At 64.3% G+C, this 15,753-nt stretch carries 13 protein-coding genes; 4 read left to right on the forward strand and 9 right to left on the reverse strand.

The window, feature by feature from the left end; all coding sequences use genetic code 11:
- Window positions 1-32: 32 nt before the first annotated feature.
- The 3 genes from SM755_RS10095 to SM755_RS10105 are packed head-to-tail and all read right to left on the reverse strand — an operon-like array spanning window position 33 to window position 1,980.
- A complete protein-coding gene (locus tag SM755_RS10095; RefSeq protein WP_323172522.1) occupies window positions 33-1,655 on the reverse strand; it encodes a Na+:solute symporter in 1,623 nt (540 codons plus the stop codon).
- The gene (locus SM755_RS10100) at window positions 1,655-1,822 is read right to left on the reverse strand and encodes a hypothetical protein (protein WP_160164219.1); all 168 of its coding nucleotides are present in this window, start codon (window positions 1,820-1,822) and stop codon (window positions 1,655-1,657) included. The genes SM755_RS10095 and SM755_RS10100 overlap by 1 nt, the downstream gene beginning before the upstream one ends.
- A complete protein-coding gene (locus SM755_RS10105; protein ID WP_323172523.1) occupies window positions 1,819-1,980 on the reverse strand; it encodes a hypothetical protein in 162 nt (53 codons plus the stop codon). Before SM755_RS10105 ends, SM755_RS10100 begins: the two co-directional genes overlap by 4 nt.
- A gap of 242 nt (window positions 1,981-2,222) precedes the next feature.
- On the opposite strand from SM755_RS10105, the gene SM755_RS10110 reads away from it, so the two are divergent.
- Together SM755_RS10110 and SM755_RS10115 are read left to right on the forward strand one after the other, a co-directional pair.
- Entirely contained in the window at window positions 2,223-4,214 is a 1,992-nt protein-coding gene (locus SM755_RS10110) for an FAD-dependent oxidoreductase (protein WP_323172524.1), read from the forward strand.
- Between the two features lie 169 nt (window positions 4,215-4,383).
- Window positions 4,384-5,151 carry an IclR family transcriptional regulator gene (locus SM755_RS10115; RefSeq protein WP_323172525.1) on the forward strand — a complete coding sequence of 256 codons (768 nt, stop codon included), beginning with the start codon at window positions 4,384-4,386 and terminating at the stop codon, window positions 5,149-5,151.
- A gap of 205 nt (window positions 5,152-5,356) precedes the next feature.
- Here the strand turns inward: SM755_RS10115 and SM755_RS10120 are convergent, their stop codons facing one another.
- Both SM755_RS10120 and SM755_RS10125 read right to left on the reverse strand, forming a co-directional pair.
- Window positions 5,357-6,226: an amidohydrolase family protein gene (locus tag SM755_RS10120; protein WP_323172526.1), complete on the reverse strand. Its 870-nt coding sequence runs from the start codon at window positions 6,224-6,226 to the stop codon at window positions 5,357-5,359.
- A 439-nt stretch (window positions 6,227-6,665) separates the two neighbouring features.
- Window positions 6,666-9,470 (reverse strand): ATP-dependent helicase, encoded by a 2,805-nt coding sequence (locus tag SM755_RS10125; protein ID WP_323172527.1) that lies wholly within the window; start codon window positions 9,468-9,470, stop codon window positions 6,666-6,668.
- A gap of 127 nt (window positions 9,471-9,597) precedes the next feature.
- Between SM755_RS10125 and SM755_RS10130 the strand changes: the two genes are divergently transcribed.
- Entirely contained in the window at window positions 9,598-9,759 is a 162-nt protein-coding gene (locus tag SM755_RS10130; protein ID WP_323172528.1) for a hypothetical protein, read from the forward strand.
- Between the two features lie 64 nt (window positions 9,760-9,823).
- Here the strand turns inward: SM755_RS10130 and SM755_RS10135 are convergent, their stop codons facing one another.
- The 4 genes from SM755_RS10135 to SM755_RS10150 form a co-directional block, all read right to left on the reverse strand.
- Window positions 9,824-10,486 carry a class I SAM-dependent methyltransferase gene (locus SM755_RS10135; RefSeq protein WP_006666262.1) on the reverse strand — a complete coding sequence of 221 codons (663 nt, stop codon included), beginning with the start codon at window positions 10,484-10,486 and terminating at the stop codon, window positions 9,824-9,826.
- Window positions 10,487-10,531: 45 nt separating this feature from the next.
- The gene (locus SM755_RS10140) at window positions 10,532-11,308 is read right to left on the reverse strand and encodes an NAD(P)H-hydrate dehydratase (protein ID WP_323172529.1); all 777 of its coding nucleotides are present in this window, start codon (window positions 11,306-11,308) and stop codon (window positions 10,532-10,534) included.
- 93 nt (window positions 11,309-11,401) lie between these two features.
- A complete protein-coding gene (locus SM755_RS10145; protein WP_006666264.1) occupies window positions 11,402-11,542 on the reverse strand; it encodes a rubrerythrin-like domain-containing protein in 141 nt (46 codons plus the stop codon).
- 106 nt (window positions 11,543-11,648) lie between these two features.
- Complete coding sequence (locus SM755_RS10150; RefSeq protein ID WP_323172530.1) at window positions 11,649-14,918, reverse strand: bacterio-opsin activator domain-containing protein; 3,270 nt, start codon at window positions 14,916-14,918, stop codon at window positions 11,649-11,651.
- Window positions 14,919-15,078: 160 nt separating this feature from the next.
- Between SM755_RS10150 and SM755_RS10155 the strand changes: the two genes are divergently transcribed.
- Window positions 15,079-15,732, forward strand: a complete 654-nt coding sequence (locus tag SM755_RS10155; protein WP_323172531.1) for an ERCC4 domain-containing protein — start codon at window positions 15,079-15,081, stop codon at window positions 15,730-15,732.
- Window positions 15,733-15,753 lie beyond the last annotated feature (21 nt).

Raw genomic sequence — 15,753 nt, forward strand, 5'->3', positions numbered from 1 at the left:
GATCGGACAATCGACGGTCGACTAATCGAGTGTTACTGTTCGGTATCCGAACCCCCATCCGCGATGGTTTCCGTCGGCTGTTCCGGGCTCCCGGTGATCCGTCCGAGATCCAGTATCATCCGGATGTCGTCGTCGAGTTCAGCGTACTCGCTCGTCGTCGTCACGAGCGAGACGCCGACGAACACCGCGACGGCGACGATCGTCGCGACCTGTCCGCCGAGGAAGCCGTAGGGCAGCGACAGTCCCAGATACTCAACCCCGTAAGCCAGCAAGATCGTGAGGACGAGTCCCGATCCGCCACCGGCGAGCGCCCCCTCGGCCGTCGCACCGCGCCAGTTGTACGCGATCGCGACGCAGGGGAAGATGACGGCGGCGAAGATCGCCCAGCCGGCGGCTCCGAGCACGAAGATGAGCCCCGGGAACGTGCCGGCGATGACGCCCGCGGCGACGAGCAAGACGCCGGTCGTAACGCGACCCCAGCGCACCTCTTCGGCCTGCGTGAGCTCGGTCCCTCGGTACTCGATGATGTAGTCGTGGACGACGGCGGACGCACCCATGTTGAGGAAGGCGTTGCTCGTCGACATGATCGCGGCCACGACGGCGGTGAGGACGAATGCGACGACCACGTCGGGTGCCCACTCGATCAGCGCGAGCGGTAACGTCGCGTCGGGATTGCCCGGATCGGCGACCGTTCCCTCGAGGACGGCCGCCTGCACGAACGGCGCTGCGACCCAGTAGAGGGTCGTCGCCAGGTACGCCGCGCCAGTGATGAGCGCGCCCCACTTCAGCACCGACACGTTTCGCACCATGTAGAATTTCGTGATCGCGTGGGGCTGGCCCGCGACGGTCGCCTGAATCACGATCACGGAGACGATCAGTCCGATCGCCATCAGCCCGTCGCCGCCGAGCAGCGTGAACTCGAAGTACTGTGGGTTGCCGCTTTGAATCGCGTTCGTCATCCCGCTCCAGCCGAGCGTCGAGTTCGTGATCACGTAGTAGGCCGTCAGGATGCCGCCGACGATCATGATCGACCCCTGGACCGCGTCCGACCAGATCGCCGCGAGCATGCCGCCGATGATCGTGTAAAAGCCGACGATCAGCAGGCCAATGACCAGCGCCTGGAAGAAACTGATCGGCAGGATGAGTGCGCCGACGATGCCGAGCGCCGCGTACTGGGCGGCGAGATAGCCCATGCAGCCGAGCAGGACCGCCGCCGCGCCCAAGAGCCGCACCCGCTCGTCCTGAAAGCGGTAGTACATCGCGTCCGGCGCGGTGATCGCGTTTCGAACGTCGCCGAGCACGCGCATCTTTCGGCCGAGCAGCCAGTACGAGCCCGTAAAGCCGAAGATGATGAGCCCCCCGACGAGGATGAAGTACTCGAGCCCGACGAGGTAGCCGGTGCCGGTCACGCCGATCATCCCCCATCCGCTCTGAATGGAGGCGAACACGGCCAGGGCGACGACGAGAATACCCGACCGACGACCGGCGACGAAGTACTCCTCCTCGTTCGTCTGGTATCGCCCGGCCAGGATTCCGATCCCGATCATCAGGGCCGCGAACAGGACGAAAAAGACGACCGCCGTTCGGGAGTAGTAGTCGACACCGAGGTCACCACCCCACGTCTGGAGCGGCCACCCAAAGACAGTTGCTCCCATCAATCGCTCACCTCCCCAACGTCACTCTGGGTGAACTCGTCGGCGTCTCGAACGGCCGTCGTCCCCTCCATCCGCATCCCCAGATACACGGAGACGATGAGGAAGAGCACGATGAGCGTGAGAAACACCTCGACGATCGGCGTCGGAAAGCCGAGCAGGTAACTCATCGCGTCACCCCGTCTTGGTTCTCGCTTTCGCTCCTGCCCTCACTCGCACTCTCACCCGCGCTCGCGTGCTCAAACGACCGCCCCCCGAGTTCAATCGGCTGGTCGCTGGTCGTCAACTGACGGACTGGCGGCTGGACGCACTGTCGATCGTGTGCCATACAACACCACACATGGTTTTTCATAATAAACATACCTCAATGTTCCACGGTCGACGACGCGTGACAGAACGCGGATGGTGACTTGATAGTGTACTGATACTCCTCCCGGAGCACGGCTAAACGGTGAAACGCCGACGAACGGGAGTCACCTTGGAGACCCGATCGTTCAAACGGCGACTATCGAAGCACAGAACGGTTGTCAGAAGAGTACTGTTAAGTAATACCACGACAGTCACTACCGTATGTCGACGACCTATAGTCGGCTCTTCGAGCCGATCGAACTGGGTCCGGTGACCGTTCCGAACCGCATCTTCCAGCCGCCCCACGGCAACGCGTACGGCCTCGGCCAACAACAGACCGACTTTCGCGCCGAGAAGGCGAAGGGCGGCTTCGGTTTGATCGTCCAGGAGTACAGCCAGATCGACGACACGACCGACGTCACGCCGGTCGATTCCGGCTACCTCCACGACGACGAGACGATCCCGCCGCAAAAACGGATGGTCGACGCCGTCCATGCCCACGGCAGCAAACTCTTCGTCGAACTGTGGCACGGCGGCGCGACTGCCGGCAACTACGGCAGCCGCCAGCCACCGCTTACGTCGTCACAACAGCCGACCGGGCGAAACTACACGCCGAAGGCGATGGAACGCGAGGACATTCGAACCGTTCTCGACGCGTTCGGCGACGCCGCGGATCGAGCGCGGCGAGCGGGTTACGACGGCATCGAACTCCACGCGGCACACGGCTACCTGCTCTCGCAGTTCCTCTCTCCGTTCTACAACGACCGAGACGACGAGTTCGGCGGCTCCCTCGAGAACCGAATGCGATTTTTCGAGGCGGCCATCGACCGAGTTCGCGATAACGTCAGCGCCGACATGGCCGTCGGCGCTCGCTATACGATAGACGAGCGCGTCGACGGCGGACTCACCGCCGACGGCGACGGCATCGAAGTGATGCGCCGACTGTCCGACGATCTGGACTTCTGGGACGTGGATATCGGCATCAAGCAGTCGATCGACGACATGATCGGCCCGAGCCGTCGCCACGAGAAAAATTACCAGATGGACTATCTGAAAGCGGCGACTCGAGAACTCGACGTGCCGGTCGGCGGTGCCGGCCGAATCACCGACCCGGACGACGCCGCGGCGCTCCTCGAGGAGAACTACGTCGACATGATCGGAATGGCCCGCCAGTCGATTTCCGATCCCCACTGGCCGCGAAAGGTCAAAGACGGCGATGTCGACCGAATTCGGGAGTGTATCGGCTGCAATATCTGCGTCTCCCAATCGCGACAGGGCATTCCGTTAGTGTGCACGCAGAACCCGACCGTCGGCCGCGAGGGTGACTGGCCGCCCGAAACGTACGAAGACGCCGCCGACCCGAAGGGCGTCCTCGTCGTCGGCGGCGGGCCGGCCGGCATGGAGTTCGCACGCGTCATGGGCGAACGCGGGCACCTGGTCCACCTCAAGGAACGCGACGACCGACTCGGCGGCCGCGTCACCTTCGAAGCCGGACTGCCGGAGCTGGGGGAGTGGAACCGCGTTCGCGACTGGCGGGCGGCGGAACTCGACCGTCTCGAGACCGTCTCGGTCCACACCGGCCCCAGAGCCGAGATGGGCTACGACGACGTGCGGACCTACGGCGCTGAACTCGTCGTCATCGCCACCGGCGCAGAGTGGGACGAAACCGGAACCACGTCGAGTTCACACCAGCCGGTCCCGGGGTGGGAACGCGATCACGTTCTCACTCCCACCGACGCGATCGCGACCGACCTCTCGGGGCAAACGATCGTCATCTTCGACGAAGAGGGGTACAACGTCAGCGCCGGCGTCGCCCAATCGCTCGCCGCCGACAATCGCGTGATATTCGTCACGCCGCGGGCGAGCGCGTTTCAGGAAACGCTTCACACGTTCGAACGGCGGACGATTTTCACCGCGCTGTACGACCTCGGCGTCGAGTTCGTCGCCAACCACACCCTCGAGGAGGTGCGGGACGACGAGGTCGTCGCGTCGAACGTCTATTCCGGGGACCGGCGCAGCTACGAGGCCGATGCCGTCGTGTTCACGACGATGCGCGAATCGAACGACGACCTCTATCGATCGCTCAAAGCCGACGCCGAGTCGCTCCGTTCGTCGACCGAAATCGAATCGATTCACGCGGTCGGCGACTGCGTCGCGCCCAGACGGATCGCCGACGCTGTCTACGCCGGCCACGAACTCGCTCGTGAACTCTGATACGGTCTACTGTAACGATTTACCGGCGCAACCGCGCCCGTCCTGCGGTTGCGCTGGAACTGACTTGCAGCAGTCCGTATGAACGCTCTCCCCCGTCCAGCCGGCCGACGATGGCGCGCGTTCGAATAACGGGAACAAACCTTTTGACGCTCCCATCTGAGTAGCTACTATGGCACGCCACCCGGATCATCGACCGGTCGAAACCGTCGAGACGGCGTTCGACATTCTCGACGTTCTCAGACACACCACCAGTGCCGGCATCACCGAAATCGCCGACGAACTCGGCCTCGCAAAGAGCACCGTCTACCGCCACACGAAAACGCTCGAATCCCGCGGCCTCGTCGTCCGAAACGGCGACACCTACCGCATCAGCACGTGGTTTCTCGACTACGGCATCCACGTCCGAAACCAACACCCGCTGTTCGACGTCGCCACGCCGAAAGTCGATGAACTCGCGGCGGAAACCGACGAGAAGGTCTGGTGCGTCATCGAGGAGAACGGTGTCGGCGTCCACATCTACGGAGCCGAAGGCCGTCACTCGGTCAGGACACACGCGCGGATCGGAAAGCGAACGGCGCTACACCAGTTTGCGGCCGGAAAGGCGATCCTCGCCCACCTTCCTGCGGACCGAACCGAACGGATCCTCGACGAGTACGACCTCGCCGCACAGACCGCACAGACGATCACCGATCGCGACGAACTCCGTAGCCAGCTCGAAACGATCCGCGAGCGGGGATACGCGCTCAATTACGAGGAATCGGTCGCCGGTGTCCACGCCGTCGGCGCACCTGTGAAAGACGAATCCGGCGACGCCATCGGTGCGATCAGCATCGCCGGGCCGGCGAACCGACTCAGCGGGGAGTTGCTCACCGACGACCTCCCCACGCTCTTGCTCGGCGCGACGAACGAAATCGAGATCAATCTGGCACACTCGTAGTCTAGCCCTCCCGTTCGAGTAGTTCGAACAGCTCTGCGAGGCGGATTACAATAGTACACTTGTAATCATGCGGTGGGAGAACGACCGGTTGCAGAGCGACCGATCAGTCGCGTTTCGATAATCCGGCCGCTGACGAGTTCGGTTTCCGTTATTCGAACACCGGGTCGACGCGGGATCGAGTGGTAAATCGTTACAGCAGACCGTATCAGAGACCGAGGAACGACTCGGCGTTCTTCCAGAGGATCTTTCGCTGGAGGTCTTCGTCGAAGTCCAGTTCCGCGAACTGCTCGAGCCACGGTTTCGGTTCGAGCATCGGATAGTCGGTTCCGAACATGACCTTGTCCGAGAGGAGCGTCTTCGCGTAGTGAAGCACCTGGTCGTCGATGTAGCGGGGCATCCACCCCGAGAGATCCATGTAGACGTTGCCCTTCTGCTGGCAGATGGCGAGCTGTTCTTTCTCCCAAGGGTAGGCCGGGTGGGCGATGAGAATCTGCAAGTCGGGGTGGTCGGCCGCCACGTCGTCGATCAGCATCGGGTTCCCGTATTTGATCTTCAGCCCGCGACCGCCCGGCGAACACGCGCCGAGCGTCGAGTTCCCGCCGTGGAAGACGACCGGCGCGCCGAGATCCTCGATCGTCGACCAGAGGTCGTCGTGCTCGGGGGCGGAGGGATCGAATCCCTGGGCGATCTGCTGGAACTTGAACCCCGACAGATCGAGATCCTCGACGCAGCGGATCGCCTCCTCGACGCAGTCGTCCTTGAGCGGATCGACGGAGCCGAAGCCGACGAAGAAATCGCTGAACTCGTCGCGAACGTCGGCGACGTAATCGTTTGGCACGGGCGGGTTGCCGGTATTCGTCTCAGCGTCCCAGCCGAGCAGGATCGCCCTGTCCACGCCGGCGTCGCGGTACTCGGCGCGCATGTTCTCGTAGGTGTCCGTCTCGAGATCCGCACCGAACCGGTCGGCGGCGTCTCGCATCATCTGGCCGCCGGCGTCGTGGAGGAACTCGCTGGTCGGCTGGTGAGCGTGCATATCGATCGCGCGCGGTTCGTCGAGTACCGTCGGTCCGTCCATACGGGTGTCGATGACACGCTCGTATATGTACGTTCCCACGGGTGACCGCCGAGCGATAGCGACGCGATTGGGCGTCGATTTCGATCGTGAATATAGTAAGAGTTCAGAGAATTTTGTGAAATAGTAGCCGATAAAATAGCTGTGGGAGAGATTCGTCGGATCGAGTTCACCGAAAACGAACGGAAGTGAAAGAGTGGGATAGAGGCTCGTTTTCGCGCCTTGAAGGCCGTGTAGCGGCTATCGCGTCTCCCGTCTCAGTGGGGAGAAGTGAGATACCTCGCCTTCGATATCCGGTCCGGTTTGTTCACCTTCACCGGCCGGTATCCGGCGCGAGAAGTGCATCGAGAGCGATATTACAATCAGCGTTCGAAATAGTTTCGTCTCTGATCCGATCAGAACGTGACGGCTTCGGTTTATACTACTCAACTTGGTATTTTCCCTAACTCCCCGACGAGAGTTCGCGAAGCGACTCGTCGCCGATCTCGTCGATAACGTGTTCGTGAAACGCCTGGAGTGCGGCGCTCTCGTCGTCCGCGAGGACGACGTCGCTCGCCGAGAGCGTCGCCAGTCCGAACGCTCGCGGCGTCGGCGAGTCGAGCAGCGTGCGTTCGACCGTGATATCGCCCGCCTCGAGTTCGGCGACAAACGCCTCGAGTTCGGCGACGTTGAGTTTGTCTTCGAGAATCTCGCGGTAGGTCTCTTCGATGACGGCGAACTCCTCGAGATCCGCGGCGAACCCGAGGAGCATCTCGCTCGAGACCTGCTGTTCGCTGGCGGATTTCTCGTAGCCTTTGTACCGTTTGAGGATCATTAGGGCCCGGGTTGCGTTGATTCGGAAGTACCGCTGGAGGAGGTCGGTGCCGTCGATCGCCGCGCGCAGATTCTCCCGAACCCGGTCGGATTCGAGGTCGTCGATGATCCCCGCCACGTCGACCTTCCGGTTGAGCGGCATCGAGAGCACGAAGCCGTTGTCCGCGACCGCGACGCGGACGTTCGCCGTCGCCTCCTGGGCGCAGTGGTACGCGAGAAGCCGCGAAAAGCCGTCGTTGAACCGGCGGCCGTAGTTCGAGTGCACGTAGTAATGGCGCTCGTACTCCTCGCGGTCGCGTTCGACCTCGACGGCGAGCCGGTCGGGCGTACTCACCGTGTCGGCCCCCGCGTACCGGAGCTGGTGATCGAACAGCCGCGCGACGGCCCGCACGCTGTCGTCGTCAAGCGGGAACTCGCGGAGCCACGCCCGGACGCGGGGCGGACCACCCTCTTCGTAGTGGGCGAGCAGTTCGGCCTGGAACGCGAGGATCTCACAGCCGAGATCGTACGAGAGCGGCAGCCGTTCGGAGTACCACGAGGGGACCGTCGGCCGGGCACTGGTTCGATCGACATAGACTTTCGAGCCGCGCCGGTAGCTGAACTCGAAGTGGTCGCCGCCGAGGACGAACACGTCGCCCTTCTCCAGGGTGTCGAGGTAGTTCTCGTCGAGTTGGCCGACCCACTCGTCGCCGGCACGGGTGAAGACGTCACAGGTAAACGAATCCGGAATCGTCCCGATGTTGGTCATGTAGATCACCCGTGCCAGGCGACCGCGCTTGCCGATCAGCGGCGTGCCGACGGGGAACTCCTCGTAGTGGTGCTCGCCGTCGGGCGGGTCGTTTTCGTCGCGCCAGACCTTCGCGTAGACGTTTCTGTCCTCCATGCCCGCATACTCGGCGGTCAGGTAGCGCATGAGCGACTCGAACTCGGCGTCGGAGTAGTTCCGATAGGGGTAGGCTCGCCGGAGGATCTCGGTGATTTCGGCTTCCGGTCGGATCTCGGCGATCGCCATCCCGTAGACGTGCTGGGCCGCCACGTCCTGGGCGTTCTCGGGGATCGACACGGAGTCGACGAATCCCTCCTCGGCCTTCTTCAGCATGACCGCACACTCGAGGAGTTCGTCGCGGTCGAGCGCGATAACGCGGCCCGTAACGGTCTGGCCGACGCGGTGGCCCGCGCGCCCGACGCGCTGGAGGAGCGAGGCGACCGATTTGGGCGAACCGACCTGCACGACGAGGTCGACGTGGGGCATGTCGATCCCCAGTTCGAGGCTCGTCGAGGACGTCACGACATCGAGTTCACCGCTCTTGAGTCGCCCCTCGATATCCTGGCGAACGTCCTTCGAGAGGCTGCCGTGGTGACAGCCCGAGTTCGTCTCGTCGTAGGCGTCGAAGGTCTCGCGCAGGTTGTGTAACACGCGCTCCGCGCCGGATCTGGTGTTCGTGAAGACGAGCGTGTTCGTGTGCTCCTGAACGTGTTCGTGAAGCATCCGGTAGAACCGCTCTTGAACGACCTCGCAGGAGGTGTTGATCAGGTCGTCGGTCGGACACTCGAGTTCGATGTCGAACTCGCGGGCGAAGCGGGCGTCGACGAGTTCGTAGTTGCGGGGGTCGCTGTCCGGTACCTCGCCCCCCTGGGGGGCGTCCGGCACGTGCGGTTCCTCGCGGCCGACCAGAAACTCCGCGACGTCCGAAAGCGGTTCGATAGTTGCGGAGCAGCCGATTCTGGTCAGTTCGTGGTCGGTCATCGCCGCGAGTCGTTCGAGGCTGACCGACAGGTGCGTCCCTCGCTTGCCGGCCGCGAGCGAGTGGATCTCGTCGACGATGACGTACTCCACCGTCCGAAGCTTCTCGCGGAACTTCGGCGAGTTCAGCAGGATGGCGAGCGTTTCGGGCGTCGTGTTGAGGATGTGGGGCGTCTCCTCGAGCATCCGCTGGCGCTCGGCCGAGTCGGTGTCGCCGTGGCGGATGGCGTGGCGGATCTCGCCCATCGACTCGCCGTCCCGGTCGGCGACGATCGATTCGATGCCGTCGAGAGGGACCTCGAGATTGCGGTGGATGTCGTTCGCGAGGGACTTGAGCGGCGAGACGTAGAGGCAGTAGACCGAGTTCTCGAGGCCGTCCGCCGTCTCCCGATCTCGCTTGTACAGCGAGTTCAGTATCGAGAGGAACGACGACATGGTTTTTCCCGACCCCGTCGGCGCGCAGATCAGCGTGTTCGTTCCTTCGTGGACGTTCGGGATCGCGCCCCGCTGTGGCGGCGTGAAGAAGCCACCGTTCTCCGGGACGAACTCGCCGAACTCCTCGAGCCACCACTCCTGGACGGCGGGTTCGAGGAGGTCGAACACCTCGCGGTCTTCGATCGCGGTGGTGTCGGGATCAAACGGAAGAGCGTCGTCGGCGATCGGCAACTCGCGGCGCGCGGTCCCATCCATCACCGTCGTCTGGGGGAGCGGAGTGTAAGAGGGTTTGGTCACCGGGGCGAAAGTGAAGCAGAACGACGATGGACACAACACGTGCGGGATCGGCAGATTGATTGGACTCAGTCGAGAGGGGACAGGCATGCTCGACTCCCTGCTACACACCGGCTCTACGCATCCGAATCTCGTGTGGATTCTGGTCCCGAGTCTGCTCTCGTTCGCGGCCGGACTCGGCCTGGGAGCGCGATCGAACCGGCTGCTCGATCACGTTCGGTCCGACGATGCGTCTGCATCCGCCGAGTAGTAGCGTCGTCACGCGTTATAGCGTCGTCACCCCGGTAATTCGCCGCTGCAATCGGTTCCCCGTTTCAGCAGCGCCGTCGTCGCATCGTCCCGCGAACCATCGGCGTCGCCGGAAAGATACCCGTGTCGAGGCGCTCGATCGTCTCGACCGCGAACGCGTCGTGAGAGACGAACCGCTCGACGGTATCTCGGTTGAGTTGACACCCGCCCGCGAGTCGCTCCCACAGCGGGTTCAACACGTTCTGCCCCGTCGCTCGCCAGCCGTCGGCGCGAACGTGCTCGACGAATCTGAACTCGCCGCCGGGAGCGAGCACGCGTGCGACTTCTTCCAGCGCAACGTCGGGGTCGTGAATCGTACAGAAGACGAGACTGGCGAGGACCGCGTCGAACGCGTCGTCGGAGTAGGGCATCGACTCCGCTCGGGCGTCCCGCAGGTCGACGGCGCAGTCGCTTTCGGCCGCCTGCGCCTCGGCCTGGCGGCGCATGTGCGGGTCCGGTTCGATCGCGTGGAACTCGACCGACTCGTCGGTAGCTGCGACGTACGGGAAGTTCGTCCCCGTCCCAGCGCCAACGTCGAGAACACGACCGTCGAGACCGGCGGTCAGATACCGACGGTGCGGTGCGAAGAGGAGCCGGTCCGGGACGACGTAGTCGTACACTGCGGCGAACAGCGGGCTCGAGATGTCGTTCGACGCGTCAGTAGTCGAAGCGCTCGTGCTGGAAGCCATGGCGTGCGTGAACGACCACGGGACGCCCCATACCAATTGTCCCCGTCAGCGAATCGTGCTCGGAATCCGATCGATAACGTCGGTCGCCACGAGTCCCGGGCCGAACTCGGCAGTCGCGAGTTCGCCGCTCTTGCCGAGGATCCAGGCACCGAGTTCGGCGGCGGTCCGGCGATCCATGCCCTGGCCGAGGAGGGAGGCGGTGATACCGGCGAGCGTGTCGCCGGTACCGGCGACGGTCAGCGCCGACGTGCCGGTGTCGTTCTCGAGACGGTCGCCGTCGACGACGATCTCGTCGACATCGCCGGTCAGCGTGAGGACGGCACCGGTTTCCTCGGTGAACTGCTCGAGGGACTCGTGACCGTCGTGGATCGGGTCGTCCTCGGCGTCGCTCGGCGTGAGGACGACGTTCGAGAGGTCCGAGTCGAGCGCCGGTTCGATCGCGAGGGCGTCGGCGACGACGGGAACGTCGGTCCGGTCGATAACGTCCCGGATCGCGGCCGTGTCGGCGTCGACGAGCCCGGGACCGATCACCAACGCGTCCGCCCACTCGCAGACGGCGACGGTGTCGTCGACGGCGGTCGAATCGAACCGCTCGCCGTCGTAGGGACTGACGAGCAGGTTTGGGGAGTAGCCGGCGACGATGTCGTAGATCGGCTCGGCGACCAGCGTGCGGACGTGATCGGTACCGGTGCGAAGCGCCGCTTCGCCGACGAGTGCGGGTTGATTCGGATACTCGATGCTCCCGCCGACGACGGCGACGCGACCGTTGTCGGTGTCGTCCGCCTCGGAAACGGTCGAGAGCGTTCGCTGAAGCCGTCCCATACGATCGGTTCGGCGGGCGCGACGGTAGGCATTCGGCAAGCGAGTTCCGGTTGCGACCCGGCGCTATCGGGACCCGCCACCACCACGTGGCGCTTATTCGATCGGTGTCTGCCGATTTCGCATATCGGCACCGCAGTCCGGACACGAGCCCGCCGCCGTGGCGGTAACGATGGTTCCGCAGTTGAAACACTCGTACACCGATTCCTCGTCGGGGTTGCGTTCGATATCTTTCATCGTACTGAGTAGTGCTGTGGGCAACGACCGTCCACTAAGGAATATTAGTTATATTAGGATGAGCGTGTCCGTTCACTATCTAGCCCGCCGTGATGACAGGGGTTCACTATTCAACGGGTGGTGCAGTACTTGCCGGAACACCGAGTTCGTCGAACAGAATAGTGAGTAGTTTTCGCTGGACGGTTCGGGTGTGTCGGTAGAACGCGGCGGGGGAGATCGAGAGCATCGTCGCGATCTCCTCGCCGGAGCGCTCGCGCGGCGACTCGAAGTACCCGCTGTAGTAGGCGAACTGGACGACTTCGAGCTGTCTGTCGGTCAGCCGATCGAGCAGTTCGGAACGGAGGTCCTGCGGCGTCGTCCGATCGAGCTGGCGTTTCGACCGGAGTTCGACCGACGAGAACGCCGTCGTCACGATATCGACGCTTCCGCCGCCATCGACGCTATAGGGAGCGTCAACGACGACGCGGGTGAACTCGGGCGTCGCGGTGACGCTCTTGAGGACGAGGCCGTGATCCGCGAGCTGGACGGCGGCGAACGGCCGCGAGAGTTCGAGCCGGACGGTCCCCTCTCGCTCGTCGCCGTCCGCCCCGGTATCGCCGCCGTCGTCATCGTCGTCATCGGAATCAGCGCCCGCACGGCACTCGCTGACGACCTGCGCATCCGCCACCGCGACGAGTTCACTCGCCGCCGTCACGACGGCCGCCGCCGGCGCTCCCTCGACGGTGGCAAACACCGTCGCCCCGTTCTCGTGCTGGCGGACGCCGCCGTCGAACGAGATCGTACAGTCCGCTCGCCGCGCGAGGCGCGTAAAGACGAAGTTCTCGTCAGCGACCGCGAACTCGAGGCGCGTCGTCGTGTTCGACAGCAGCGCGTGCTTTCGCTCTACGGCCGCGATCGCCGAGGCGATCGTCTCCCCGAGTTCGGCGAGCACCGTCCGCGTCACGTCGTCGAACGCGTCCGGCTGATTCGCGTAGACGGTGACGACGCCGTAGGTGAACTCGTCGTAGGAGAGCGGCACGGCGAGCACCGACTGGTATTCGCGTTCGAGCGCGTCGGTCCGCCATGCCTGGTCGCGCAGGTCGTCGACGACGTTCGAAACGACCGTTTCCTCGCGCGTGACGGCGGTTCTGACGGCCGGTTCGCGGTGGCGGAGATTCCGTCGGTCGTCCGTGCCGGCCGTCTCGGACGCCTCGTTCGGGTCGGTTGCGTCGGTCACATCGGCCGTGTCGGTCACACCGGCCGCGTCGGTCACAGCAGATTCGAAAGCGGGCAACGAAAACGACACGCTATCGAGGTAGTCCCGCCCGCGGTCCGTCCCGCCGTGGGCGCGCGACTCGAGTCGGTCGCCGGCCGAACTCGTCGTACCGATCCAGGCGAACGAGAACCGATCGGCGGCGGTCAGTCGGTCGCAGACGCCGCGTTCGATCTCCTCGCGGGTCTCGGCTCGGACGAGTTCGTGATCGATCTCTCGGATGAGTTCGTTGAGTCGGTTGAGCCGCGAGAGCTGTTGGTTTCGCCGTTTGAGCTCGCGGTCGCGTTCGCGGAGCGTGCGCTCTCGGTCGACGCGGTCGAACGCGGCTTCGGCCGTCGCCGCCAGCAGGTCGGTCAGTTCGCGACGGATATCGTTGAAGACGCCGACTTCGTCCGAGCCCGCGACGAAGACGCCGTGGTCGCCGAGCGGAACGAACGCGGCGCTTCGGATCTCCGTCGTCGGGTCGGCGAGCAGCGGCGACTCGTGAACGTCCGCCAGGAACCGACTCTCGCCGTCGACGAAGACCTCGCCTGCGATGCTGTCGCCAACCTGCTGGGACGACAGCGGGCCGTGTAACGTTCGCATCGACGCCGACCGGGCGGCGGGGCGGAAGACGTTCTCGTCGGTATCGAACAGGTACACCGCGCTCGCCTCCAGATCGAGGACGTCCGTCGCGTCGTCGACCGCGATATCTGCGATCTCCCGATCCGTCTCGGCGTATAACAGCTCTCGGGCGGTTCGATGGAGCGCCGTCAACGCCTCTTCGCGGCGCTTTCGCATCGTCACGTCGCGACAGCTATAGAGGATCGTCCCGCCCTGAATCGACACCTCGCGGACGTTGACCAGCAGCGTGTGCTCGCGCCCCGCCTTGTCCGTCGCCGTACACTCGATGTTTGTCAGAACCCCCTCCGCGGCGAGTTCGGTGCGATCGAACAGGTCGGGACCGAGCAGGTCGTCGATTGATCCGAACTCGGAGATCTCCTCGTCCGTGTAGCCGAAGATGAAGTGGACGTTCGGACAGACGTAGGTGAACTCGCCCTCGTCGTCGGTGATGAGGACGGTGTCGGTCATGTTGTTCAACGTGACTCGGTGGAGTTCCTCCGACTCGCGGCGCTCGCGCTCGAGCGCGGCGCGTTCGGTGACGTCCGTCGCCCGGACGAACAGGGACGCGACGGCCCCCGTCTCGTCGGTGACGGGGCGGACCGTCAGCTCGAGCGTCTGCGTCTCGCGGTCCGTCGCTCGCTCGCGCTCGATCGTCACCTCCCGTCGGACGAGCCGTCCGGTCGCCGCCGTCTCGATCGCACGTCGAATCGCCTCCCGGTCCCCCTCGACGGACCCCCAGAGCGGAAGCGACCAGAACGAACGGCCGCGACTTGCGTTCGCCGTCGCGTTCGGATCCACGCCCGCGGACGCGTCACGGTCGGCGATCGACGTACTGTTCGCCCGGCGAACGGTGCCATCGGGAGCGAGCACCCAGGCGTAGGTCTCTTGATCGTCGAAAACCGCCTCGAACTGCCGCGCCTTTGCCTGCCGGCGCTCCCGGGTTCGACCGTGTGCGATCGCCCGCTCGATAGCTGTCGTCAATTTCTCGCGGGTCGTCTCCGCGTCGGTCGGCCGCGGATCGGCGGACTCGGAGCCAGCACCAGTATCGGTCTCCGTCTCGGTCCCAGTTCCGGTTTCGGCCTCGGTTTCAGTCCCAGCTTCAGTTCCGGTTTCGGCCCCGGACTCGGAACCCGAGCGCGGAACGTACTCCGTCACACCTGCGGCGATAGCCTCGCTCGCGAGCGCTTCGCTACCGTCCGCCGGCGCGAGAACGACCGGCAGTTCGATATCCGCGTTCGTCTGCCGTTCGCGATGGCGGATCGACGTGAGGAGTTCGAGACCGGTCCCATCCGGTAACTCCCCCGCCGTCACCAGACAGTCGACAGCGACGCTGTCCGATTCGAGTTCGGAACGCGCACCAGCCATCGTCGAGACGCTCCGACAGTCGTCCACCTCGTCCGGCACGAGAGCGGCCTCGTCGGTACCATCGTCCTCGCTCTCATCGCTGAACTCGGCTTCGCCGTCGAACCCGGCGACGAGGAGTCGCGTCGGTTCGCTATCGTCCATCCGTGCGGAACCCATTCACTGGGAATACGTAACAGGGTCTAGAGAAGGTACCGGTTCCGCCAGTCGCGCCCTCGCAAGACCACACGATCACACGTACCCGGACACACTGCCGTCTCCGAACGAACTCGAGACGGGAACCGATACTCGTTCACGGCTCGAGACCGAACGGGGGCGTATGTCCACTGCCGTTACCGCCGCGGTCGACGACAGGGAGCCGCCCGCGCTCGTCTCGGCCGTCCGCGACCATCCCGACGTAACGGGCGTCACGGTCGATCGACTGTCGGCCGGCGACATCACGATCGGGCCGGTCGGCATCGAGCGCAAGACGCCGCGCGACTACGTCTCGAGCGCCATGGGACGGTCCGGGCCGGATCTGTACGACCAGGTCGAACGGCTCGACGCCGCCGTCACACACGCGTACGTGCTGCTCGAGGGTGACTTCTCGGATTTCGAGTCGCTGCGAACGACCGTCTCTCCGACTGCGATCCGCGGGTCGATGGCGTCTATCACGGCCCGTCACTCGGTCCCGATAATCCCCTGTACCGACCGGTCGCAACTGGTCGACTTCGCCGTTCGACTCGCCCACAAACACACCGACACAGCCTCGACACGGCCGCTTTCTCCGGGCGCTGTTCCAAGTCGGCGCGAACCGACGACCAAACGAATGTACGGCTGTATCGACGGCATCGGTCCCGAACTCGCGACCGTGCTCTACGAACGGTATCCGACGGTCGAATCCCTGCTCGAAGCGAGCGTCGAGGATCTGACTCGGATCGACGGTATCGGCGAAACACGAGCGCGAACGGTCGCCGCGGCAGTTCGTGAGTAATCACGTCTCGCGGGACGGCGT

The sequence above is a fragment of the Natrialba sp. PRR66 genome, from assembly GCF_034808065.1.
GTDB lineage: Archaea > Halobacteriota > Halobacteria > Halobacteriales > Natrialbaceae > Natrialba > Natrialba aegyptia.